The 24,473-nt window shown below is 74.7% G+C and carries 19 protein-coding genes; 12 read left to right on the top strand and 7 right to left on the bottom strand.

Annotated features, from left to right (window positions below; translation table 11 throughout):
* Positions 1-379 precede the first annotated feature (379 nt).
* Positions 380-916 carry a hypothetical protein gene (locus AB852_RS23020; protein ID WP_073791952.1) on the bottom strand — a complete coding sequence of 179 codons (537 nt, stop codon included), beginning with the start codon at positions 914-916 and terminating at the stop codon, positions 380-382.
* A gap of 384 nt (positions 917-1,300) precedes the next feature.
* On the opposite strand from AB852_RS23020, the gene fmt reads away from it, so the two are divergent.
* Both fmt and AB852_RS23010 read left to right on the top strand, forming a co-directional pair.
* Complete coding sequence (fmt, locus tag AB852_RS23015) at positions 1,301-2,233, top strand: methionyl-tRNA formyltransferase (protein ID WP_073791949.1); 933 nt, start codon at positions 1,301-1,303, stop codon at positions 2,231-2,233.
* 168 nt (positions 2,234-2,401) lie between these two features.
* Positions 2,402-3,868, top strand: coding sequence for an RsmB/NOP family class I SAM-dependent RNA methyltransferase (locus AB852_RS23010; RefSeq protein WP_073791946.1), 1,467 nt, complete (start codon positions 2,402-2,404; stop codon positions 3,866-3,868).
* 22 nt (positions 3,869-3,890) lie between these two features.
* Here the strand turns inward: AB852_RS23010 and AB852_RS23005 are convergent, their stop codons facing one another.
* The gene (locus AB852_RS23005; protein ID WP_073791943.1) at positions 3,891-4,544 is read right to left on the bottom strand and encodes an HD domain-containing protein; all 654 of its coding nucleotides are present in this window, start codon (positions 4,542-4,544) and stop codon (positions 3,891-3,893) included.
* Positions 4,545-4,718: 174 nt separating this feature from the next.
* Here AB852_RS23005 and rpe point away from each other — a divergent pair, with 174 nt between their 5' ends.
* The 4 genes from rpe (at position 4,719) to AB852_RS22985 (ending at position 10,425) form a co-directional block, all read left to right on the top strand.
* A complete protein-coding gene (gene rpe / locus AB852_RS23000) occupies positions 4,719-5,405 on the top strand; it encodes a ribulose-phosphate 3-epimerase (protein WP_073791942.1) in 687 nt (228 codons plus the stop codon).
* A gap of 89 nt (positions 5,406-5,494) precedes the next feature.
* Entirely contained in the window at positions 5,495-6,535 is a 1,041-nt protein-coding gene (locus tag AB852_RS22995; RefSeq protein WP_073791939.1) for a sugar-binding transcriptional regulator, read from the top strand.
* 906 nt (positions 6,536-7,441) lie between these two features.
* Positions 7,442-8,971 (top strand): SDR family oxidoreductase, encoded by a 1,530-nt coding sequence (locus AB852_RS22990; RefSeq protein WP_073791936.1) that lies wholly within the window; start codon positions 7,442-7,444, stop codon positions 8,969-8,971.
* Positions 8,972-9,051: 80 nt separating this feature from the next.
* On the top strand, positions 9,052-10,425 hold the full coding sequence (locus AB852_RS22985) for a cryptochrome/photolyase family protein (RefSeq protein ID WP_073791933.1): 1,374 nt from the start codon (positions 9,052-9,054) through the stop codon (positions 10,423-10,425).
* 15 nt (positions 10,426-10,440) lie between these two features.
* Here AB852_RS22985 and AB852_RS22980 read toward each other — a convergent pair whose 3' ends face one another.
* Positions 10,441-10,926 carry a DUF5680 domain-containing protein gene (locus AB852_RS22980; RefSeq protein ID WP_073791930.1) on the bottom strand — a complete coding sequence of 162 codons (486 nt, stop codon included), beginning with the start codon at positions 10,924-10,926 and terminating at the stop codon, positions 10,441-10,443.
* 42 nt (positions 10,927-10,968) lie between these two features.
* Complete coding sequence (locus tag AB852_RS22975; RefSeq protein WP_399505403.1) at positions 10,969-11,601, bottom strand: sigma-70 family RNA polymerase sigma factor; 633 nt, start codon at positions 11,599-11,601, stop codon at positions 10,969-10,971.
* Between the two features lie 133 nt (positions 11,602-11,734).
* Here AB852_RS22975 and AB852_RS22970 point away from each other — a divergent pair, with 133 nt between their 5' ends.
* The 6 genes from AB852_RS22970 (at position 11,735) to AB852_RS22945 (ending at position 19,757) form a co-directional block, all read left to right on the top strand.
* Entirely contained in the window at positions 11,735-12,889 is a 1,155-nt protein-coding gene (locus AB852_RS22970; RefSeq protein WP_079184866.1) for a MerR family transcriptional regulator, read from the top strand.
* Between the two features lie 84 nt (positions 12,890-12,973).
* Positions 12,974-13,813, top strand: coding sequence for an aldo/keto reductase (locus tag AB852_RS22965; protein WP_073791925.1), 840 nt, complete (start codon positions 12,974-12,976; stop codon positions 13,811-13,813).
* Between the two features lie 988 nt (positions 13,814-14,801).
* Positions 14,802-16,181, top strand: a complete 1,380-nt coding sequence (locus AB852_RS22960; protein WP_073791922.1) for a polyprenyl synthetase family protein — start codon at positions 14,802-14,804, stop codon at positions 16,179-16,181.
* Positions 16,178-17,731 (top strand): phytoene desaturase family protein, encoded by a 1,554-nt coding sequence (crtI, locus tag AB852_RS22955; RefSeq protein WP_073791919.1) that lies wholly within the window; start codon positions 16,178-16,180, stop codon positions 17,729-17,731. Before AB852_RS22960 ends, crtI begins: the two co-directional genes overlap by 4 nt.
* On the top strand, positions 17,728-18,741 hold the full coding sequence (locus tag AB852_RS22950; protein ID WP_073791916.1) for a phytoene/squalene synthase family protein: 1,014 nt from the start codon (positions 17,728-17,730) through the stop codon (positions 18,739-18,741). Before crtI ends, AB852_RS22950 begins: the two co-directional genes overlap by 4 nt.
* A gap of 71 nt (positions 18,742-18,812) precedes the next feature.
* Positions 18,813-19,757, top strand: a complete 945-nt coding sequence (locus AB852_RS22945) for a Rieske (2Fe-2S) protein (RefSeq protein WP_079184894.1) — start codon at positions 18,813-18,815, stop codon at positions 19,755-19,757.
* A gap of 874 nt (positions 19,758-20,631) precedes the next feature.
* Here the strand turns inward: AB852_RS22945 and AB852_RS22935 are convergent.
* From AB852_RS22935 to AB852_RS22925, 3 genes are read right to left on the bottom strand one after another with little or no spacing between them, the layout of a single operon-like run.
* Positions 20,632-22,206 (bottom strand): FAD-dependent oxidoreductase, encoded by a 1,575-nt coding sequence (locus tag AB852_RS22935; RefSeq protein WP_073791907.1) that lies wholly within the window; start codon positions 22,204-22,206, stop codon positions 20,632-20,634.
* On the bottom strand, positions 22,203-22,925 hold the full coding sequence (locus AB852_RS22930; protein WP_073791904.1) for a class I SAM-dependent methyltransferase: 723 nt from the start codon (positions 22,923-22,925) through the stop codon (positions 22,203-22,205). The genes AB852_RS22935 and AB852_RS22930 overlap by 4 nt, the downstream gene beginning before the upstream one ends.
* Positions 22,925-24,229 carry a lycopene cyclase family protein gene (locus AB852_RS22925; RefSeq protein ID WP_073791901.1) on the bottom strand — a complete coding sequence of 435 codons (1,305 nt, stop codon included), beginning with the start codon at positions 24,227-24,229 and terminating at the stop codon, positions 22,925-22,927. The genes AB852_RS22930 and AB852_RS22925 overlap by 1 nt, the downstream gene beginning before the upstream one ends.
* Between the last annotated feature and the right edge of the window lie 244 nt (positions 24,230-24,473).

Below are 24,473 nucleotides of genomic sequence, written 5' to 3'. Positions count from 1 at the left end.
CCCTCGTCTTTTGCGCAGTTCCCCGCGCCCCTTTGGGGGCGCCCAACTGGGGTGGTTCTCCGTCTGCGGGTGGGGTCAGACAGCGGGCCGGCGTCAGCCCGGGCGGGGTTGAACCATCCTCTTCGCGCACTCGCCGGACTCAGCGAAGGGGGTGGGCGGGAATCTCTGCTCGCAGACTCCGATGCTCTTCAGTCGGACCACATGAACGTCGTACCGAGCGTGTCGGATCGAGGACGGAGAATCCCGACCGGCACCGACCCGAAGAACCGACCGGATGCGCCCCAAAGGGGCGCGGGGAACTGCGCGAAACCACCGAGCGACGGCACAGGAACGAAGTGCGTCCAGCACAAGGAACCCGGACGCGTAACCGGAACTGGGGTCAGCCGTTTCGGGGGGCGGGGAAGACCGGGGGGCGGGGATCGTCGCGGAGAGCCGGACTGCCACCGACGGGCTGGGTCGGCATGGAACGCGCCGCGGGCACGGACGGCAGCGGCCCGGCGACCCCCACCGCCCCGCGCGCAGCGGCCGGCTCCGCCCCCCGCTCCGCCTCCGCGGCAGCCTGCGCCGCGGCCCGCCGCGCCCCGTACCGCCGGTGCACCGCCTGCTTCGTCACACCCAGCGCGGAACCCACCGCGTCCCACGAGAAGCCCAGCGACCGGTCGAAGTCCACAGCCGCGGTGACCAGGGTCTCGACACTGTCCCGCAGCTCCTGCGCGAGACGGACGGTGGGTGCGGGCGCGCGGCCGTAGACGACGAAGCCCGTGGACGGGCCCGAACGGCGCGGGCGGTACACATTGCCCAGCTGGGCGGTGAGCGTACGCAGGGCGTCCACCTGGCGGCGGACCCGCTCGATGTCCCGCACCAGCAGGTGCAGACTGGCTCGGGCCTGTGCGTCGTGGGTTGCGTGGTCGGCCATCAAACAAGCCTCTCGAACCGGCGGAGGGGGAAAGAACCGGACCGCGTCCGCGGTCCGCAGAGTCAACTCTTCCTTGACCAACGCGCCACGCGGGCAGGGGTCACGGTGCCAGGGCGCACGGATCGTGGTGCGGGGCGTGAAGCGCGCCGTACGCCCCCGGCGTGCCCCGCCCGGTCACTCCTGGCTCCGCCCCCCGCTCCGCACCCGCCCAGGGACTCGCTCCGCACCCGCCCAGGGACCCGTTCCGGGGTCCGCCCGGGGGCACCCGTGGCGGGCACCGGGCGGGCGACCCCGGCGCGGGCGACACGATCTAGACTGGTGCGCTGCCCCGTGACGCCGTACCGATCACGACCGGAATCCCGCCCGAGAGGCCCACAGCCACTGATGAAGCTCGTCTTCGCAGGCACCCCCGAGGTCGCCGTTCCCGCCCTGGACGCCCTGATCGCCTCCGACCGGCACGAGGTGGCCGCCGTCGTCACCCGGCCCGACGCCCCCGCCGGCCGGGGCCGTCATCTCGTCGCGAGCCCCGTCGCCGAGCGCGCCGAGGAAGCCGGGATCGAGGTGCTGAAGCCGCGCAGGCCCCGGGACGAGGACTTCCTCGCCAGGCTCCGCGAGATCGCGCCGGACTGCTGCCCGGTCGTCGCCTACGGCGCGCTGCTGCCCAGGACCGCGCTGGACATCCCGGGCCACGGCTGGGTGAACCTCCACTTCTCGCTGCTGCCCGCCTGGCGCGGCGCGGCCCCCGTCCAGCACGCGGTCATGTCCGGTGACGAGATCACCGGCGCCTCCACCTTTCTCATCGAGGAGGGGCTGGACTCGGGGCCCGTGTACGGCACCGTCACCGAGCTCGTACGGCCCACCGACACCAGCGGTGATCTGCTGACCCGGCTCGCCTTCGCGGGCGCGGGGCTGCTCGCCGCGACCATGGACGGCATCGCCGACGGCGGACTCAAGGCCGTCCCGCAGCCCGCCGACGGGATCACCCTCGCGCCGAAGCTCACCGTGGACGACGCCCGCGTCGACTGGACGGCGCCCGCGCTGCGCGTGGACCGGGTGGTACGGGGCTGCACCCCCGCGCCCGGCGCCTGGACGGTGTTCCGGGGCGAGCGGCTCAAGCTGGTCCAGGCCACACCCGCGCCCGCCCGGACCGACCTCGCCCCCGGGGAACTCGGGGTCGGCAAGAACAGCGTGCACGTCGGCACCGGCTCGTACGCGGTGGAGCTGATGTGGGTGCAGGCCCAGGGCAAGAAGCCGATGCGGGCCGCCGACTGGGCGCGGGGCGCGCGGATCACGGCGGGGGAGCGGGTCGGGGCCTGACGGCTCGCGGACCGCGCCCGCGCGGGGGCGACGTACGCTTGACGGAGCCGGTGCGGCCGTCCCGGGTACGTCGCCCGGTGCCCCGGCACCACGTCCGTACCCGGCGGTCCCCGAAACCCCGCAGTCCTCACCACCGCGCAGTCCCGATTCTCCCCGGAGCACCTTTTCGTGAACGATCAGCGGCGCAGGCCGACGCAGTCCACCTCCCGGCGGCCGGGCGGCAAGGGCGCCCCCCAGGGCCGCCCCTACCGCCGTCCGCAGAAGGACCCCGTACGGATGCTCGCGTTCGACGCGCTGCGGGCCGTGGACGAGCGGGACGCCTACGCCAACCTCGTGCTGCCCCCGCTGCTGCGCAAGGCCCGGGAGAACGGCGACTTCGACCACCGGGACGCGGCCCTCGCCACCGAGCTCGTGTACGGCACCCTGCGCCGTCAGGGCACGTACGACGCCGTGCTGGCCCGGTGCGTCGACCGGCCGCTGCGCGAGGTGGACCCGCCGGTCCTCGATGTGCTCAGCCTCGGCGCCCACCAGCTGCTCGGCACCCGTATCCCCACCCACGCGGCGGTCTCCGCGTCCGTCGAACTGGCCCGGGTCGTCCTCGGTGACGGCCGCGCGAAGTTCGTGAACGCGGTGCTGCGCAAGGTCGCCCAGCACGATCTCGACGGCTGGCTGGAGCTGGTGGCGCCGCCCTACGACGAGGACCCCGAGGACCACCTCGCGGTCGTCCACTCGCATCCCCGCTGGGTGGTCTCCGCGCTGTGGGACTCCCTCGGCGGCCCGCGTGCCGGAATCGAGGACCTGCTCGAAGCCGACAACGAACGCCCCGAGGTCACCCTCGTCGCCCGCCCCGGCCGGATGACCGCCGACGCCCTGCTGGACGGGCTGCCCACCGAGGGCGGCCTGCCGGGCCGCTGGTCCCCGTACGCCGTACGCCTCACCGAGGGCGGCGAGCCCGGCGCGCTGGACGCCGTACGGGAGGGCAGGGCCGGGGTCCAGGACGAGGGCAGCCAGCTGGTCGCCCTCGCGCTGGCCGCCGCACCCGTCGAGGGGCGGGACGAGAAGTGGCTCGACGGCTGCGCCGGGCCCGGCGGCAAGGCGGCCCTGCTCGCCGGACTCGCGGCCGAACGCGGCGCCTTCCTCCTCGCCGCCGAGAAGCAGCCGCACCGCTCCGGACTCGTCGCCCGCGCCCTCAGCGGCAACCCGGGCCCGTACCAGGTCATCACCGCCGACGGCACCCGCCCGCCCTGGCGCCCCGGCAGCTTCGACCGGGTCCTGATGGATGTGCCCTGCACCGGCCTCGGCGCGCTGCGCCGCCGCCCGGAGGCCCGCTGGCGGCGCCGCCCGGAGGACCTCGCGGGCTTCGCGCCCTTGCAGCGCGCGCTGCTGGAGCGGGCGCTGGAGTCGGTACGGGTCGGCGGGATCGTCGGCTACGCCACCTGCTCGCCGCACCTCGCGGAGACCCGCGCGGTCGTCGACGACGTCCTGCGGGACTTCACGGGCGCCGCCGAGCTCGTCGACGCACGCCCCCTGATGCCCGGCGTCCCCGCGCTCGGCGAGGGACCCGACGTCCAGCTGTGGCCCCATCTGCACGGCACCGACGCCATGTACCTCGCCCTGCTGCGCCGCACCGCCTGACCGCCGTGCCCGCCCTGGCCCCTCACTCGGGCCAGGGCGAGTCCTGGATCACCTCGACGAAGTCGCCGGGCGTGAAGCCGGGGACGAAGTGGCGCAGGACATCGGCCTTCACATTGCCGAAGGCGGTCTCCGGCTTGGGCGCGATGCCGTCCGTGAACGCCTTCAGGATCGCCCGCTTGAAGTCCGGCCGCGGATGGGCGGCGACCACGGCCTCCCGGGCACCCGGGCTCAGCTCGTCGTAGCCGATCCCCAGCACGTCGTACTCGACGCCCGCCGTGACCAGCGCGACCTCCGGTTCCATGTACTGCGGGATACCGGGGGTGGTGTGCAGGGCGATGGCCGTCCAGACCCGGCGGACACTGTCCTCGGGGACGTCGTACCCGCGCAGGAACGCGCGGGCCGCGTCCGCCCCGTCCACCTCGAAGCGGCGTCCGCTGCCGCGGTGCTCGGCGCCGAGGCCGATGTCATGGAACATGGCCGCCACGTACAGCAGCTCCGGGTCGAAGCTCAGCCCCCGGCGCCGCCCCTGGAGGGCACCGAAGAAGTACACCCGGCGGGAGTGGTGGTAGACGAGGTCGTCGGTGGTGTCCCGGACGAGTTCCGTGGCCGCCACCGCGATCCTGGTGTCCGGTACGGACACATCCGCCACCGTCGCGTGCGGGTCGCTGTGCGTCATGTCGTTCGCTCCCTGGGTCGAGGGCATGCCGTACCGGTCCGAGCGCCGGTTCCGGCACCGTACGCCGGTCCGCGCCGCCGCCGCTGTCCCGCCGTGCGGCGGTCCGTACCGGTCTGCGGGGTTCCGGTCCGGACCGCGGCGGGCAACCGCCGCGCGGCATGGCAGTCTTGGACCATGGCCGTGCAGATCAATCCCAGTATTCTCTCCGCAGACTTCGCCCGCCTCGCCGACGAGGCCCGTGCGGTGGACGGCGCCGACTGGCTCCACGTCGATGTGATGGACAACCACTTCGTGCCCAACCTCACGCTGGGCGTACCGATCGTGGAGTCCCTGGCGCGCGCCACGGACATCCCGCTCGACTGCCACCTCATGATCGAGCAGCCCGACCGCTGGGCCCCCCAGTACGTCGAGGCGGGTGCCGGGTCGGTCACCTTCCACGCGGAGGCCGCCGCCGCCCCCGTACGGCTGGCGCGCGAGATCCGCGCCAAGGGCGCCCGCGCCTCGATGGCCCTGAAACCGGCCACCCCCATCGAGCCGTACGAGGACCTCCTCCCCGAGCTCGACATGCTGCTGATCATGACGGTCGAGCCGGGGTTCGGCGGGCAATCGTTCCTCGACATCATGCTGCCGAAGATCCGCCGCACCCGTGAGCTGATCGCCAAGCACGGCCTTGAACTGTGGCTCCAGATCGACGGCGGGGTCTCGGCCACCACCATCGAGAGGTGCGCCGAGGCGGGCGCGGACGTGTTCGTCGCGGGCTCCGCCGTCTACGGCGCGGACGACCCCGCGGACGCCGTGCGCGGGCTGCGCACCCTGGCGGAGTCGGCCACCGCCGGTGCGGCCTGGGCCTGCGACCACTGAGCCACCGAATAGTGAACGGCGTTCGTCCGAGCTGTTCGGCCGGTCCGGATCTGCGAGGATGAACGGCAATACCCAGGTTGTGAACAGAAGTGAACAGCAGTGAGGAGATCGCCGTGACTGGCTTCTCGGCGGGCAGATCAGCCTTGCGGATGGGACCCGCTGAGCTGGTTCAGGCCGCCGCCATGGCCCGCCGCTTCTATCTTGAGGGCAAGTCCAAGATCCAGATCGCCGAGGAGTTCGGCGTCAGCCGCTTCAAGGTGGCCCGGGTCCTGGAAACCGCCCTTGAGCGTGATCTCGTGCGGATCGAGATCCGGGTACCCGCCGAGCTCGACGCGGAACGCTCCGACGCCCTGCGGGCCCGCTACGGTCTGCGGCACGCCGTGGTCGTCGAGTCGCCCGCCGAGGCCGCCGAGTCGCCGGACCCGGAGAACCTCGGCGAGGTCGCCGCGGACCTTCTCGGCGAGCTGGTGGCGGAAGGCGATGTCCTCGGGCTCGCCTGGGGGCGCTCCACCATCCATATGGCCGCCGCCCTCGACCGGCTGCCGCCCTGCACGGTCGTGCAGCTCACCGGTGTCTACGACGCGGGGACCGCCGAGCGCGGGTCCGTGGAGGCGGTACGGCGGGCGGCCCAGGTCTCCGGGGGCGACGCGCACCCCATCTACGCGCCGATGCTGCTGCCCGACGCGGCGACGGCCAACGCGCTGCGGCAGCAGACCGGGATCGCCCGTGCCTTCGAGTACTTCGACAAGGTGACGGTCGCCTGTGTGTCGATCGGCTCCTGGGAGCCCGGGATCTCCACGGTGCACGACATGCTCACCGACGAGGAACGCGCGCATTACGCGTCGCTGGGGGTCGCCGCGGAGATGTCCGCGCATCTCTTCGACGCGGACGGGCGGCGGGTCGGGCGGGACCTGGGGGAGCGGTGCATCACCGTCGAGGCCGATCGGCTGCGGCGGATTCCCGAGGTCATAGCGATTGCCGGGGGGCGGCGGAAGGCGGCGGCGATCGACGCGGTGCTGCGGTCCGGGTTGGTCACGAGTCTCGTGACCGATACGGCTGCGGCGGATTCGTTGCTGGCGGCGGGGAGTGCGCCGTCGCCCGCGCTTGAGCGGGTCGACCCCGACGACTGACGCCGTCGGGGTCGGGGGGCTTTTCCTCCGGCCCCGGCGGTCGCGGTTGCTTGCGCCCGCCTGGGTTTCCTGCGCTGGGCGCGCCTCGTTCCTGTGCCGTCGTTCGGTGGTTTCGCGCGGTTCCCCGCGGGTCGCCTTCGCTTGCGCTTCCCAGGTCTGTCCGGCTGGGCGTACTTCGTTCCTGTGCCGTCGCTCGGTGGGTTTGCGCAGTTCCCCGCGCCTCTGGATGCTGCCCCCTTGCGGTCGCTCTTCGGGTACGGGGCTGTCCTCGTCTTCGCGCAGTTCCCCGCGCCCCTTTGGGGCGCGTTCTGCTGTCTTTCGGGTCGGGGCCGGTCGGGATTCTCCGTCCTCGATCCGACACGCTCGGTACGACGTTCATGTGGTCCTACTGAAGAGCATCGGAGTCTGCGGGCAGAGATTCCCGCCCACCCCCTTCGGCAGCCATGCGAGTCCGCGAGGAGGGTGGTTGCACCCCGGCCGGGCTGATGCCGGTCCGCTGTCTGATCCCACCCGCAGACTGAGAACAGCCCCAGGTGGGTGCCCCCAAAGGGGCGCGGGGAACTGCGCACCCCCGGACGTCCCCGCACGGACGTCGGTACGCCCAGCACAGAAACCCAGGGGCGCGGGGACTGCGCACCCCACGAGTGACGGCACAGGGACGAGTGCGTTCAGTCGGACAGACCTCGGGAGCGTGAGCGAAGGCGACCCGCACGGGCGTCGGTACGCCCGGCACAGGGAACCCGGACGCGGGGGCGAATGGCGGGCTGGGGAGGACAAGGGGGCTTCGGGGCGGGAAGCTGGTGCGGGTGGGTGCATCCGGTGGGCGGGGCGGGACGGAAGTCCGGGTGAGGGAGGACCGCAGAGCGGTGCGGCGGCAGGCCGACCGCGTGAGCACGGGAGGCCACGATGCCCGACGGGACCCCACCGCTGCGCTGCCTCGTCACCGGGGCCAGCGGATACATCGGCGGACGGCTCGTCCCCGAACTCCTGGACGCGGGCCACCAGGTCCGCTGCCTGGCCCGCAACCCCGCGGCACTGCGCGACCACCCCTGGTCCGCCGACGCGGAGACGGTCCGCGGCGACGTCACCGACGCCGCGTCGACCCGCGCCGCGCTCCAGGACATCGATGTCGCCTACTACCTGGTGCACGCCCTCGGCGGCGGCTCCGGCTTCGAACGCACCGACCGTGACGCCGCCCGCAACTTCGGTGAGCAGGCGCGTGCCGCGGGCGTCCGCCGGATCGTCTACCTCGGCGGACTCACCCCCGCGGGCGTACCCGAGCACGATCTCTCGCCCCATCTGCGGTCCCGCGCGGAGGTCGGCCGCATCCTGCTGGAATCCGGCACCCCCACGACGGTGCTGCGGGCCGCCGTCATCATCGGCTCCGGCTCCGCCTCGTTCGAGATGCTGCGCTATCTGACCGAGCGGCTGCCGGTCATGGTCACCCCCAGCTGGGTCAGCACCCGCGTCCAGCCGGTCGCCGTCCGTGACGTGCTGCGCTACCTGGTCGGCAGCGCCCGGATGCCCGACGACGTCAACCGCTCCTTCGACATCGCGGGGCCCGACATCATGACGTACCGGGACATGATGGCCCGCTACGCCGAGGTCGCCGGACTCCCGCGACGGCTGATCCTGCCCGTGCCGATGCTCTCGCCGGGGCTGTCCAGCCACTGGATCGGACTCGTCACCCCCGTCCCCCGGACCATCGCGCGTCCGCTCGCCGAATCCCTGCGCTACGAGGTCGTCCAGCAGGACCACGACATCGCCCGCTACGTACCCGACCCGCCGGGCCACCCCCTGCCCTTCGACACCGCGCTGTCCCTCGCGCTGCGCCGGGTCAAGGAGGCGAACGTCACCACCCGCTGGTCGTCCGCCTCGACCCCCGGTGCCCCCAGCGACCCGCTGCCCACCGATCCCGACTGGGCGGGCGGCAGCCTCTACACCGACCGCCGGGAAGCCGTCGTCGACGCGTCGCGGGACGCGCTCTGGCGGGTCATCGAGGGCATCGGCGGGGACAACGGCTGGTACTCCTTCCCGCTCGCGTGGGCCGTGCGCGGCCAGCTCGACCGGCTCGTCGGCGGGGTGGGGCTGCGCCGGGGACGCCGGGACGCGGACCGGCTGCGCGCCGGGGACTCGCTGGACTTCTGGCGGGTCGAGGAGATCGAACCGGGACATCTGCTGCGGTTGCGCGCCGAGATGCGGCTGCCGGGCCTCGCCTGGCTGGAGATGACCGCCGACCGCACCGACGACGGCCGCACCCGCTACCGGCAGCGCGCGCTGTTCCATCCGCGCGGCCTGCTCGGGCACCTCTACTGGTGGAGCGTCTCCCCGTTCCACTCCGTCGTCTTCGGCGGGATGGCCCGCAACATCGCCCGGACGGCGGAACGCGCGCCGAAGGCCGTCCCCGACCCCGCGGGCACACCTCCCACCGGCTGACCGCCCGTCCCGGTGCATCCAGGGACCGGGGCCCGGCCGAACAGGGCGTACCCGACCCGGCCCGACCAAGGAATGGCGCCATGACCGTCTCCGTCGTCCTGTTCACCTCCGACCTCCGACTGCACGACCATCCGCCGCTGCGCGCCGCGCTCGACGCGGCCGAGGAGACCGTGCCGCTGTTCGTGCTGGACCCGGGTGTCGAGGCCGCGGGATTCGGCGCGCCCAACCGGCGGGCGTTCCTCGCCGACTGCCTCCAGGATCTCGACGCCGCGCTGCGCGACCGGGGCGGTCGGCTCGTCGTCCGCACCGGTGACCCGGCGGACGTGGTGCGCGAGGTGATGGCGGCCACGGACGCCCGGGAGGTCCATGTCGCGGCGGGCGTGAGCGGTTACGCGGCCCGCCGGGAGCAGCGGCTGCGGGAGACGGTCGAGGCCGCGGGCGGGCTGCTGCGGGTCCATGACGCGGTCGTCACCGCGCTGCCGCCGGGCGCCGTCACCCCGCAGGGCTCCGACCACTTCGCCGTCTTCACGCCGTACCACCGCCGCTGGGCCGAGCAGCGGCTGCGCGGTCCGCTGGCCGCGCCCCGGAAGGTCCGGGTGCCGCGGGACGCGGGATCGGACCCCGTCCCCACCCGTGCGGCGGTGACCGGGGTGTCGCCGGGACTCACCGAGGGCGGGGAGCGCGCGGGACGGGCGCGGGCCTCCCGCTGGCTGCGCGGACATCTCGCGGGTTACGAGGACGGGCACGACGACCTGCCCGGCGACCTCACCTCACGGCTCTCCCCCCATCTGCACTTCGGCACCCTGTCGGCCACCGAGCTCGTGCACCGGGCCCGCAAGGCGGGCGGGCCGGGTGCCGAGGCCTTCGTCCGCCAGCTGTGCTGGCGGGACTTCCACCACCAGGTCCTCGCGGCCCGCCCCGGCGCCGCGACCGGTGACTACCGCACCAAGCACGACCACTGGCGCACCGGAGCCGGCGCGGACCGGGACGTGGCCGCCTGGAAGGCGGGCCGCACCGGCTACCCCGCCGTGGACGCGGCCATGCGTCAGCTCGCCCACGAGGGCTGGATGCACAACCGGGGCCGACTCCTCGCCGCGAGCTTCCTCACCAAGACCCTGTACATCGACTGGCGGACCGGCGCCCGGCACTTCCTCGACCTGCTGGTCGACGGTGACCTCGCCAACAACCAGCTCAACTGGCAGTGGGCGGCCGGGACCGGCACCGACACCCGGCCGGGCCGCGTCCTCAACCCGGTCCGCCAGGGCAGACGCCATGACCCCGACGGGGTGTACGTACGGCGTTGGGTGCCCGAACTCGCCGGGCTCACGGGCGCCGCCGTCCATGAGCCGTGGAAGCTGGCGGCATCCGAACGGGCCCGCTACGACTACCCCGAGCCGATCGTGGAACTGGCCGACGGGCTGGACCGCTTCCGGGCGGCCCGGGGCAAGGACTGAGCGGGGGACAGCGGATCAGTCGAGTACGCGTCCGCCGTGGTAGACGAGTTCGTACGCGCGGGTGCCGTCGGGCAGCGTGATGTGCTCGGTGCCCCGGAAGCGGTTCACCTCGCCGGTGGTCTCGTCGTGATAGACGAAGCCGCCGACGGTGTACCGGAACCCTCCGAGGAAGCGGCCCTCCGCGTAGAGGGCGGTGAGCGCCTCCTGGATGACCTCGCCCGCCGTGCGGGCGTCGATTCCCCCGGTCAGCAGGTACCCGTGGTAGTTCATGCCCCAGACCGGCAGGTCATGGGAGTGGACGGTCTCCTGCCCGAGGAAGTCGGTGCCCCCGAAGTAGCTGTCCCGGTAGACGAGTCCGTCCTCCCGGTACTCCAGGTCGTGCGAAGCCGTGCGGACCGGTGCGATCCGGCCGCCGCCCGCGGCGTACGTGGCGGACTTGGCCCGCACGATGAAGGACTCCAGCTCGGAGGGGGTCGGTGCGTCGTGGGTCTGAGTGCTCATGGCCGGAAGTTGTAGCAGAGGGGTGTGACAACGCCCCGCGGGTCAGGCGGCGGTCCGCAGGGCGGGGCGCTCCTCCGGTGCCAGGCTGCCGCGCAGCCGGTGCAGGCCACGGCGGACATGGCTCTTGACCGTGCCGAGCGGAAGCCCGGTGCGCCGGGCGATCTGGGCCTGGGTCAGATCCTCGTAGAAGGCCAGGCACAGCAGATCCCGCTGGACGGGTGTCAGACCACGCAGCGCCTGGGTCACCAGCACCCGGTCGAGAGCGGACTCCGGGTCCGCCTCGGGCCGGGACGGCTCGGGGGCCGCGACGGCCGCCGCGGCGGCGGCCAGGGTGCCCCGCCGGGTCCGCGCGGACAGCGCGTCGGCGGTCTTCCGGCGGGTGATGCCCACGATCCAGGCCACCAGCGGTCCGCGCTCCGGACGGTATCCGGCCCGGCCCCGCCACACCGCGAGGAACACCTGCTGGGTGACGTCCTCCGCCTCCCTGGCGTCACCGATGGCCCGGGTCGCCAGGGTGTGCACCAGGGTTCCCCAGCGGCGGTAGGCATCGGTGAGGGCGTCCGGGTCGCCCGCGACCAGAGCGGCCGACAACCGCTCGTCCTGCCCTGTCTCCTCGGCCGGCGCACGCCGGGGGAGCGCGCTGGGTGCTTCGCGCGGTACGTCGGTGGCCACCACGGTGACTCCTCTGAGCTGGCGTGCGGAATACGGATGACGGCGCGCTCGGGCGCCGCCGCCCGGTCCGACCCTCGGGTTCCCCGTACATCCGGCGCAACACGCGTCGTTTGTGCGTCGGTCCTAGGCTGTGGGCATGCCCCACCGCACTCCGTCGTCCCCCGCGTCCCGGCGCACCGCCCGCCCGTCCACGACGATCACCGTCGCGGCGGCCGACCCCGACCCGGTATCCGCCGCCGGGGACGGCGGTCCGGCCGCCGTGCCCGACACCCCGTACGGCGCCGCGCTCACCACCGGTGCCGTCGCCCGTCGGCTGGGTGTCGCCCCGACCACGCTGCGGTCCTGGGACCGCCGCTACGGGATAGGACCGGTCCACCACGAGGGCGCCAAGCACCGGCGCTGGACCCCGGCGGACATCGCCGTCCTGGAGACCATGTGCCGCCTCACCGCGGCCGGTGTGCCCCCGGCGGAGGCCGCACGGACGGCCCGGTCCGCCGCGGTGGCCCCTTCCGGCCCGCCCGGCGCCGTCGCCGCGGCACCCGCCGAGGCTCCCACCGGCCCCGACGCCCCGCCGGACGGTCCCGCCGACGGCCCCGCGCGCCGTCCGGCCCGTCCCGGCAACTGGGGCGCGCTGCCGCTCGGCCGGGTGCGCCCGGAGTGCCGGGGCCTCGCGCGGGCCGCCGTCCGGCTGGACTCCGGGGCCGTCGACGCGCTGCTCGGCGAGGTGCTCGCCGCACACGGACTCGTCACCGCCTGGGACGAGGTGATGATGCCCGCGCTGCGCGCGGTCGGCCGGAAGTGGGAGACATCGGGGGAGCGGTACGTCGAGGTGGAGCATCTGCTGTCGTGGCACATCTCGTCCGCGCTGCGCCGGGTCCCCGCGCGGCCCGTCCCGCCGCAGCCCGGTCCGCCCGTCGTGGTCGCGTGCGCGCCGGGCGAGCTGCACACCCTGCCGCTGGAGGCGCTCACGGCGGGCCTGGCCGAACGGGGCGTGCCGGTACGGATGTTCGGCGCGGCGGTGCCCGCGGACGCCCTCGACGAGGCGGTCCGGCGGGCGGGTCCGGCCGCGGTGGTGCTGTGGTCGCAGTCCCGTGCGACCGCCGGCCGCGCGCTGGTCCGGCGCGTCGGCGGTATGACCTGGGGCGTACGGGGCGCCCGCACCCGGGCGACGGTGATGGCCGCCGGGCCCGGCTGGGCGGGTGCCCCGGTCGAGGGCGCCGTACAGCCGGCGAGCCTCGGCGAGGCGCTGCGGATGCTCGGCGCACTGTACGGGCGGGACCTGCCCGGGTGAGCGCGGACCCCCCGAACGGGGGTTCGCCGCCCTCAAAGCCGCTGCTAGCGTGGCCGCTTGAGCGAAAAGGGAGCAGCACCGCACATGAATCCGACCACATTCCGCATCGGCGGGGACCTGACCGTGCGCAGGCTCGGCTTCGGCGCGATGCAGCTGCCGACCGAACCCGCCGCCGACCGGGCCACGTCCCTCGCGGTCCTCCGGCGGGCCGTCGACCTCGGCGTCACCCTGATCGACACCGCCCATATGTACGGCGGCGGCGCCAACGAGGAACTCGTCGCCGAGGCCCTGCACCCCTACCCGGACGGACTGCTCGTCACCACGAAGGTCGGGCTCGCGCGTTCGGCCGACTCGGGGGAGTGGGGCCTGGACGGCCGCCCGGCCGTGCTGCGCGACCAGGTCGACCTGGCCCTGCGGCGACTGCGTACCGACCGGATCGAGCTGCTCCAGCTGCACCGCGTCGACCCGGAGGTCCCCTTCGCCGATCAGCTCGGCACCCTGGCCGACCTCCGTACCGAGGGGAAGATCGGCCGGGTCGGACTGTCCGAGGTCACCGTCGCGGAACTCGCGCGCGCACGGGAGATCGTCGACATCGCGAGTGTCCAGAACCGCTACAACCTGCTCGACCGTGAGCATGACGCCGTGCTCGACGCGTGCACGGCCGCGGGCATCGCGTTCCTGCCGTGGCGGCCGATCGCCTGGGGTGGCGCGGGGGAGCGGGAGGAGGTCGCCGCGGTGGCCGCGGAGCTCGGCGCCACCGCCACCCAGGTCGCCCTCGCGTGGCTCCTGGACCGCTCGCCCGTGGTCCTCCCGATCCCGGGCACGTCCCGGATCACGCATCTTGAGGAGAACGTGGCCGCGGCCGGGCTGACCCTGGACGCGGACCAGCGGCGGCGTCTGACGGAGCTCGCCCCGGGTCCCTGACCCGCGTCTGACCGTCTCCACACGGGTCACCTTCGCTTGCGCTCCCCAGGTCTCCGGTGCCGGGCGTACTTGTCCCGGCCCCGTCACTCGGTGGGTGCGCAGTTCCCCGCAGGTCGCCTTCGCTCGCGCTTCTGGGGTTCCACCCCTGGGCGTACTTGTGCCCGTGCGAGCCGTCCGTGGGTGCGCAGTTCCCCGCGCCCCTGGATGCTGCCCTTTCGGGTTGTTCTTCGGGTGCGGGGCTGTCCTCGTTTTGCGCAGTTCCCCGCGCCCCTGACGGCGCGCCTCTTGCGGTTCCTGTTCGGGTGCGGGTCGCCTGTGGTTGCTCGCGCAGTTCCTCGCGCCCCTGGATGCTGCCCCTTCGGGCTTGTTCGTCGGGTGCGGGTCTGCCCTCGTCTTTTGCGCAGTTCCCCGCGCCCCTGACGGGGCGCCTCATTGCTGCTGTCTTTCGGGTGCGGCCCCCTTCCTCTCGCAGTCGCGCTGCTGCGGGAGGGGGTGGGCGGGAATCTCTGCTCGCAGACTCCGATGCTCTTCAGTCGGGCAACGACACGTCGTACCGAGCGTGTCGGATCGAGGACGGAGAATCCCGACCGGCACCGACCCGAAAGACGGCAGAACGCGCCCCAAAGGGGCGCGGGGAACTGCGCGAAACCCACGAACGACGGCACAGGAACGGAGTACGCCCAGCACCGCGTACCCAGGGGCGCGAGGAACCGCGCACCCCACGAGCGACGGCACAGGAAACAAGTACGCCCAGCCCAGGAAACCTCAGAAGCGCAAGCGAAGGCGACCTGCGAGCGCACCCCCGATGGGCCGGTGGTGTGGAACGTGGCCCACCCACGGTGGGTTTCGGGCCGCCCACCGCACCGCGCTGGTAGGCCAGACGCGTGGCACCCGAACAGCTTGCCGCACGGCACCCCGCATCCAAACGAGGCCCTCGTCCCGAACAGGTCCCGGGAGACAGCCGAACCACGCGACGAGAGGATGCGCGATGCGTCGCACCGCAGCGCAGGACCACCCCGCCGCCGCCCCCTGCCCGCCCACGGGCCCCGCGTCGCTGCGCGAACCCCCGCCCGGCCACCGCCGCGTACCGTCCCCGGAGAGCGAGGCACGGCTGATCGACTCGGACGTGCCCGCCGCCGTCGGACGCACCCTCGCCGCCGTGCTCGGCGAGCGGCGCCGGGAAGCCGCGCACCTCGACCCGCTCTTCGCCCGCGACCTCGCGGAACGGGTCGCCCGCTTCACCCTGGACGGCGGGAAACGGCTGCGGTCCCAGTTCCTGTGGTGGGCCCTGCGCACCTGCGGGGCCCACCCCGGCACCGTCGCCCCCGCGCTGCGGTTCGCGGCGGGCCTCGAACTCATCCAGACCTGTGCCCTCGTCCATGACGACGTGATGGACGGCTCACCGCTGCGCCGGGGCCGTCCCGCCCTCCACACCGCCCTGCGCGAGCAGTACGGCTCCGGCGCGCGGCGCCCCGGCGGCACCGACTTCGCCAGCTCGGCCGCCGTCCTCGCCGGGGACCTCGCACTGGCCTGGGCCGATGACACGGTCGCCGACACCGACCTGCCGGACGCCGTACGTGCCCGGGTCCGCGCCGAATGGCGGGCGCTGCGCACCGAGATGGTCGCCGGGCAGTACCTCGACCTGCACGGCCAGGTGACGGGCGCCCGCTCCCGCGCCCAGGCACTGCGGGTCGCCCGGCTCAAGAGCGCCCTCTACACGGTGGAACGGCCCCTCGCCCTGGGCGCGGCGCTCGCCGGGGCCGACGAACGCACCGCGCGGTCCCTCGGCGCGGCGGGCCGCTGCGCCGGGATCGCCTTCCAGCTCCGCGACGATCTGCTCGGGGTGTTCGGGGACCCGGAGGCCACCGGCAAACCGTCCGGTGAGGACATCCGGGAGGGGAAGCTGACCTATTTGACGGCGGTGGGCCGGGCTCGCGCGCAGTCGTCGGGGGACCGGGCGGCGGTGGCCGTCCTCGACGCGGCACTCGGGGACCCGCAGCTCTCGGCCGGCGACCTCGACCGGGTCCGCGCCACGCTCGTGACGACCGGGGCGCGGGAGGTCGTCGAGGCCCGGATCGACCACCTCGTCACGCTCGCGGGCCGCCATCTGGCGGCCGTGACGGGCGGCTCGCCCCGGGCCGCCGAACGCCTGGGGCACCTGCTCGCCACCATCGCCCGCGGCGACCCCCCGCCCGATCGGCCCCCGGCCCCCGACCCGCTTCCCCCACCCGTCTCGAACGAGCCCGCGCCCGCCCCGGACGAGCCCGCCCCCCGCGGCGGCCCGTCGGACCCGCCCCGCCCCCCGGCGCGTCCCGCTTCCGCCGCCGGGCGTCCCCGCACCGCACCCCACGAAGGAGCATCCCGATGAGAGCCCTGAAGGGACCCACCGACCATGTCGTCGTGGTCGGTGCCGGACTCGGCGGGCTGGCCGCCGCCCTGCATCTGCTCGGCGCCGGACGGCGGGTGACCGTCGTGGAACGGCACACCGGGCCCGGCGGCCGGGCCGGGACGATGACCCGGTCCGGGTACCGGATGGACACCGGGCCGACCGTCCTCACGATGCCCGACCTGATGGCGGAGCCGTTCGAGGCCGTCGGGGAGAACCTGCGCGACCGGCTCGACCTGATCCCGCTCCACCCCGCCTACCGGGCCCGCTTCGCCGACGGCTCCGCCCTCGACGTGCACACCGGAGCGGCGGCGATGGAGGCCGAGATCCACCGGTTCGCCGGAGCCCGCGAAGCCCTCGGATACCGGCGGCTGCGGAGCTGGCTGGAGGCGGTCTACCGGGCGCAGAAGGCCCGGTTCATCGACACCAACTTCGACTCGCCGCTCGGTCTGCTGCACCCCGACCTCGTACGGCTCGCGGCCCTCGGCGGATTCGGCCGCCTCGACGCCCGGATCGGACGGTTCCTCTCCGACGAACGGCTGCGCAGGGTCTTCTCCTTCCAGTCCCTGTACGCGGGTGTCGCACCGGCCCGCGCGCTCGCTGCGTACGCCGTCATCGCGTACATGGACACCGTCGCCGGGGTGTACTTCCCGCGCGGCGGGGTGCACGCGCTGCCCCGGGCCATGGCCGACGCGGCGGCCGACGCGGGCGCCGACCTCCGGTACGGGAGCACGGTGACCCGGCTGGAGCGGCGCGGCGAGCGGATCACCGCCGTGCACACCGAGGACGGCCGGATCGCCTGCGACGCCGTCGTCCTCACCCCGGACCTGCCCGTCAGCTACCGGCTGCTCGGCCGCGCCCCACGGCGTGTCCGCCCGCTGCGGCACGCCCCGTCCGCCGTGGTGCTGCACGCCGGGACGGACCGCACCTGGCCGGACCTCGGGCACCACACGATCTCCTTCGGCGGCGCCTGGAAGGAGACGTTCCGTGAACTGACCCGCACCGGGCGTCTGATGAGCGACCCGTCCCTGCTCATCACCCGGCCCACCGCCACCGACCCCTCCCTCGCCCCGCCCGGCCGCCATCTCCACTATGTGCTGGCGCCCTGTCCCAACACCGACATCGGACCGGGCACCGACGAGTGGCGGCGGCTCGGACCCCGCTACCGGGACGCCCTGCTCACCGAGCTGGAGGGGCGGGGGATGCCCGGCCTGGCCGCCGCGATCGAGGAGGAGTGCCTGGTCACCCCCGTCGACTGGACGGCCGAAGGACACGCGGCGGGCACCCCGTTCGCGGTGGCGCACACCTTCGCGCAGACCGGCCCGTTCCGCCCCCGGAACCTGGTGAACGGCACCGCCAACGCCGTACTCGCGGGCTGCGGCACCACCCCCGGGGTCGGCGTACCCACGGTGCTGCTCTCCGGCAAGCTCGCCGCCGCCCGGGTCACCGGCCCCCGTCTGGTCCGGCACGGCCGTCCCACGACCGTCACGGCCCCCCGCTCCCCGTCCGCCAAGGAAGGCCACCGCGCATGACGGACCGTGAACTGGACGCCGCCGGGATCACCGACCCCGCCCTGCGCGCCGCCTACACCCGCTGCCGCACGCTCAACGCCCGCCACGGCAGGACGTACTTCCTCGCGACCCGGCTGCTGCCCGCCGCGCGCCGGCCCGCCGTGCACGCCCTGTACGGCTTCGCCCGCCGGGCCGACGACATCGTCGACGACCTCGGCGCCACCGCCACCCCCGGTGAACGGGCCGACGCCCTCGACGCCCTGCACCAGCGGCTGCTGGCCGGGCTGCGCGGCGCACGCACCGGGGAACCGGTCGTCACCGCCCTCGCCGACACCGCCGCCCGGTACGCCATCGACCCCGGCCTGTTCAGCGACTTCATGACGTCGATGCGCAGCGACCTCACCGTCACCGACTACGCCACCTACGCCGAGCTGCGCCGCTACATGCACGGGTCCGCCGCGGTGATCGGCCTCCAGATGCTGCCCGTCCTCGGGACCGTCGTCCCCCGCGCCACGGCCGAGCCGTACGCCGCCGACCTCGGGGTCGCCTTCCAGCTCACCAACTTCCTGCGGGACGTGGGGGAGGACCTGGACCGGGGCCGTGTGTACCTCCCCGCCGATCTGCTCGCCGCGCACGGCGTCGACCGGGACCTGCTGGGCTGGAGCAGGACCACCGGGCACCGCGACCCGCGGATCACCGCCGCCCTCACCGACGCGGAGGCGCTGACCCGCCGGGTCTACACCGCCGCCGCGCCCGGCGTCGAACTCCTCGACCCGGTGTCCCGGCCATGCGTGCGGACGGCGTTCGTGCTGTACGGGGAGATCCTCGACGCCATCGCGGCCGACGGGTACGCGGTACTGCACCGCAGGGCCGTGGTGAGCGACCGGCGGCGGGCCGCCGTCGCGCTCCGGGGATTCACGGGCGCCCTGTTCGCCCGGGGCCGCGCCCGCTTCCGGACGGCGCCATCCCCGTCGCCCGCCCCTATGCCCTCCGCCTCCGCTTCGACAGGCTCCGGGAGGGGTGCCGCGTGACGGATCCGTCCTCCCCCCGGCGGCCCCGGGTCCCGCTGCGGCTGCGCCGTGCGGTCGTGCCCTGGGAGCACATGCGTCCCACCTGGCGGGACGCGCGGCCCGCGCTGATCGCCCAGGCCCTCGAACGGGCCCAGGCCCGCCCCTCCGGCAACTGGTACGTCGTCGGTGCCTCCCGTGACGTGCCCCGGGACCGGCCGCTCGGCCGGACCGTGGAAGGCACGGAGATCGTCGTCTGGCGGGACGCGACGGGCGGGCTGCGGGCCGGGCCGGGCGCGTGTCCCCATCTCGGGGCACCCCTCAAGGACAGTCCGGTGCGGTGCGGCACGCTGGTGTGCCACTGGCACGGGATGGCCCTCGACGGGCGGCCGTTCGCGGGCTGGGAACCGTATCCCGCGCACGACGACGGGGTCCTTGTCTGGGTCCGGCTCGACCAGGTGGGCGGCGAGCCCGCCACCGAACGCCCCGTGGTGCCCCCTCGGCCGGACCTGGCGCGGGGCGTGGTGGACGCGGTGTACACCGCCGTCGGCCGCTGCGAACCCGAGGACATCGTCGCCAACCGGCTCGACCCCTGGCACGGTGCCTGGTTCCATCCGTACTCCTTCGTGGACCTCACGGTGGTGAGCGCGCCGGCCGACGGGGCGGCGGAGGACGACGACGCGTTCGTGGTGGACGTCTCGTTCAAGGTCGCCGGGCGGGCCGTCGTCCCGGTGCGGGCGGAGTTCACCGCGCCCGAGCCGCGGACCGTCGTCATGCGCATCGTGCGGGGGGAGGGGCGGGGGTCGGTCGTGGAGTCCCACGCGACACCGCTCGGGGCGGACGCGGCGGGGGTGCCGCGTACGGCGGTGGTGGAGGCGGTGATCGCGGCGTCCGACCGGGCCGGGTTCGGGGTGGCGCGGGCCGTGGCGCCGGTGCTGCGGCCGCTGGTGCGGAGGGCCGCGGGGCGGCTCTGGCGGGACGACCTGGCGTATGCGGAGCGCCGCTGGCGCCTGAGAGCGGCGGGCCGCTTCCCGGGCTGACCCCGCCCCCCACGGGTGCCCTCCCCCCCGCCCCTGGGTCTCCTGTGCTGGACGTACTTGTCCCTGTCCGGGTCGTCCGTGGGCGCGCAGTTCCCCGCGCCCCTGGGTTTCCTGTGCCGGGCGCACTTGTTCCTGTGCCGTCGTTCGTGGGGTGCGCAGTTCCCCGCGCCCCTGGATGCTGCCCCTTCGGGCTTGTTCGTCGGGTGCGGGTCTGCCCTCGTCTTCGCGCAGTTCCCCGCGCCCCTGAGGTCGCGCCCCTTCCGGTACCTGCTCGGCTGCGGATAGCTCTTGGTTGCTCGCGCAGTTCCCCGCGCCCCTGACGGGGCGCCCCATTCCCGTTGTCTTTCGGGTGCGGGCCCCCCTCCTGGCGCGGTCGCGCTGCTGCGGGAGGGGGTGGGCGGGAATCTCTGCCCGCAGACTCCGACGCCACCAGTGGGGTCACCTTCCCGTCCCTACCGAGCGCGTTGGAGCGAGGACGGAGAATCCCGACCGGCACCGACCCGAAGAACCGGCAGAAGGCGCCCCAAAGGGGCGCGGGGAACTGCGCGAAAACGAGAACAGGCCCGCACTTGACCGACAGCACCAGGCAGGCAGCGCCCCCAAAGGGGCGCGGGGAACTGCGCGAAAACGACGAGCGACGGCACAGGGACGAAGTGCGCCCCGCCGGACGGACCTTGGAAGCGCAAGCGAAGGCGACCCGCGGGGAACTGCGCGAAACCCACGAGCGAGGGCACAGGGACGAAGTACGCCCCGCCGGACGGACCTGGGAAGCGCAAGCGAAGGCGACCCGCGGGGAACTGCGCGAAACCCACGAGCGACGGCGCAGGGACGGAGTGCGCTCACCCGGACATACCCCGAACGCACAAGCGAACGCCTATGCGGAAAACGCTCGGGTCAGGGCGCGTAGGGCCGGGGTGCGGCCTTGGGTGGGGACGGACCAGAGGTGCTGCCCCCCGACCCCCCACCGAGCCAACTGCAAGTTCGCCGCCAGGAACCCACTGGTCGCGGCCCGCTCCATCAGCGCCACCGGCAGCCCCGTCCGCACATGATCCCCCGCCAGGCTCACCGCAGGGTCCGGCGTCCGCACCGCGGGCCGCTCCCGGTACCCCCCGACGGGGAACAGCGGACAGTCCGCCCGCCATTCATGCCGCTGGTCGACGACCCGGGCCTGCAAGGTCTCCGGGTAGACCCGGTGCAACTGCCCGATCAGCGCGCGTTCCTCCGCCGCCCGGTCGGCCCCCGGATCGAGGGCGTACGCGTGCAGCTCCACCACCGCCCCGCCCCGCCGGGCGGCCCACCGCGCGGCCTCGCCCTCCCAGCGGTCCAGCACACTGATGTTGTCCAGCGAGCCGAACCCGCTGGTGCCCAGGAACCCGGGCCGGTCCGCGGCGACCGGCCGGTCCAGCCACAGCCGGGAGACCAGGAACGGCGGCGCGGTCCGCAGCGCGAGGACCCGTTCCCGCCAGGGGCCGTCACCGAGGCGCGGCGAGGCGGCGACGAGCCGGGTGAGCCCCGCGGGGTCCAGCGCCAGCACCACCGCGTCGTACCGGGTGCTCCGGCCGTCGCCCGTGACGGACACCCCGCCGTCGTCCAGGGGCGTCACCTCGTCGACGCCCGACCCGGTGCGCACCTCGGTGCCGTGCCCGGTCAGATATCCGGCGAGCGGGTCCCACAGCGCCGCCGGGAACGGCTCGGCGGGCACGTCGAACAGCAGGCCCTCGCTGGAGCCGAGGAAGTAGATGTGGAACATCAGGGCCAGTTCCGCCGCGGACAGCTGCCGGGGGTCGGCGAAGAAGCTGCGGGAGAACACCTCGAACGCCAGATGCCGGGCCGCCGCCGGGAACCGCACCTGCTCCAGGAAGTCCCAGGCGCTGATCCCGTCCAGCCGGTCGTACACCCCGGGCACCCCCACGTCCAGCAGCGGCAGCGCGGCCCGGGGGTTCATCCGGGCCAGGTCCCGCCAGCCGAACGACGGACTCAGCGCGACGAAGCCGAGCGCGCTGAACGGCGGGGTGCGCGGGACCCGGGCGAACCCGTCGGTCTGTCCGTCGCTGTGCAGCAGCGGGTAGTCGGGGAGCGGGCGCAGCACGTCCAGTCCCGGGTCGACCCGCCGCAGCAGCCCCCGCAGGTTGTAGTACTGCCGGAAGAACGCGTGGAAGCCGCGGCTCATCGTCGCGGTGGACCCGTCGGCCAGCCGGACCGGCCAGCCCGCGAGCCGTCCGCCGAGGACGGGCTCGCGCTCGTACAGGGTGACGCGGACCCCCCGCTCGGCGAGCGCGGTCGCCGCGGCGAGCCCCGCGATCCCCCCGCCGACCACGGCCGCCCGGGGCGCGGGCCCCTCGACCCGGGGCCGCCCGGCGGCGGCGCGGACGGCCACGGCCCGGCGGTCGCGGCCCCGGCGCGGCGCCGGACGGCGGATGCCGCCGGCGCCGGTGAGATACGTGTTCACGCCGCTCCTCCGCCCGGGGCCGCCGCGACGACCGTGTGGACGACACCGGTCTGCCAGCCGGACACGGGCAGCACCCGCACCCGCTCGAACCCGGCCCGCCGCACCCGCTCACCGAACGCGGGCGCCGTGTCGAAGCGGGTGACACTGCTCAGCAGATGCTTGTACAGCACCCGGTCGCCGGTGAGGGTGCCCGCGGGCAGGACCACCCCGGCGCACACCGCCCGCCACACGGCGCGGTGCGCGGGACGGCCGCTCAGCGCGTACTCGTGCGCCGCGAAGCGCCCGCCGGGCGCCAGCAGGGCGCGCAGCGAGGTCAGTACCCGGTCGGGGTCGGTGAGATTGCGGAACAGATAGGCCGCGAACACCGCGTCGAAGGGCCCTCCGACCTGGTGGTCGCAGAGCGCCTCGGCCGGTGAGCGGACGAACGACACCGACGGCGGCCAGCGTTTCGCGCGGGCCCGGTCCAGCATGCCCTCCGACACGTCGACGGCGGTGATCCGGGCCCGGGGCGCCACGCTCAGCAGCGCGGCCGTGGACGCGCCGGTGCCGCATCCCAGGTCCAGGACGCGCAGCCCGGCGCCCCCGTGGGGCAGCCCGAGGCGCCGCGCGGAGCGCCGCAGCTGGGCGTGGTAGCCAGGGTTGACGGCGACCAGCCGGTCGTAGGTGCGGGACGCGTGGTCGAACGCGTCCGACAGGTCGTCGTCGCGCAGCAGTGTCATCACGGTGACCCTTCACGGTGGGGGGTGGGAGGGGGCGGGGACGCCGGTGCGGCGGGTGCCCCGGGATGGGGGCGGCGCCGCAGCAGCGGGAGTTCCAGGGCGGTGCGCAGCATCGGCAGGACGGGGGTGCGCAGCCCGATCGACACATCCCGTACGGGCCCGGTCCCCCCGTCGAGGAACCGCAGCAGGACCGGGGTGGGGACGGTGCGGAACAGCCGGGCGAAGAAGTCGGCGCCCCCGACCCGTCCGGTGTCCAGGGCGCGCAGCAGCACGGCGTCCATGGCCCGGGAACGGGCGCCGTGCGCGGGCGGCGGCAGGGGCGTGCGGCCGGAGCGCAGCGCGGCGGCGACCGCGCGGGTCTGGCGCTGGGTCCCGGCGAAGGTGTACCCGGTCGCGGGCCGGGTCGCGCCGCCCGCGGCCCCGATCGGGAACACCGAGGCGCCGGTGCGGCGCGGCAGCCGCGCGTCCGTCATCGGGATCACCCCGTGCTCGGTCCCGGTGACCGTGTAGCGCCCGACCCCCAGGACCGTGCCGAGGTAGTGCCGCAGCGCCCGGTCGTACGCCGCGTCGCCGATCACCCCGGGGGAGAACTCCGTGTACTCGACCAGCGCGGTCCGGGGGCCGGTGGGCAGGACGTACCCGAAGGACAGGCCCCGGTCGGGCTGCGGGGTCCGGAAGTCCATCAGGTCGGCGGTACCGGGGCGGAACACCGGGTCGTCCGTCGTCACGAACCAGCCCCGGAAGTGCTGGAGCAGCACGGTACGGGCCGGGGGCAGGACGCGCGGCGGGCGGGAGTCGAGGACCCAGCGGGCCCGCAGCCGCAGCGGGGAGCCGTCCGCGCGGGTGCCCACCACCTCCGCGCCGCCCGGCGAGTCCACGACGGTGTCGACGGTGGCCGTCACCCGGCGTACCCAGGGCACCTGTGCGAGCCGGGCGCCGACCGCCGCCTCGAAGTCGGTGGACCGCAGCATCTTGTACCGCAGCGGGTCCGTCCGCCGGACCTCGCCGCTCCCGTCCGGCGCCCGGACCCGCAGCCGGTCCCAGGACGCGGTGAGCAGATGGTCGTAGGGACCGCCGGGCGGCTCCCAGTAGCACCAGGTCCGGGGCGCGGGCCGCAGCGGACCCCCGGGGGCCTCGACCAGGGTCACATCGAGCGGCCCGCCACCCGTCCCCGTACCCCGCTCCGTACCGGAACCCGTCCCCGTACCGGGGCCGCTGCCCGGCGTTCCCGGCTCGGTCAGCCAGTGCGCCAGGGAGAGCCCGGCGGCGCCCGCCCCCACGATCACCACGTCCGTACGGGACATCCCGACCCGCCTCCCCTTCCGCTCGCCCGGGGTCCCGGGCCGCCGCCCCGGCCGCGGCGCGCCTGCCGCTCGCGGTGACCCCGGCCCGGTCCGTCCGCCGACCATTCCGGCCCCGGCGGCGCACCGGATGCGCCGCACGGCACACGATTCCGTGCCGGACCGCTCCGGGCACGACGACGTGCCGGGGCCGGGGCACCGGAACGGATCGGAACGGAACCGGACCGGACCGGGCAAAGCCGGGCAG

Source organism: Streptomyces uncialis, assembly GCF_001905345.1.
Taxonomy (GTDB): Bacteria; Actinomycetota; Actinomycetes; order Streptomycetales; family Streptomycetaceae; genus Streptomyces; species Streptomyces uncialis.
Note: the sequence above shows the minus strand (reverse complement) of the source record. Positions and strands in the feature narration are given on the sequence as shown.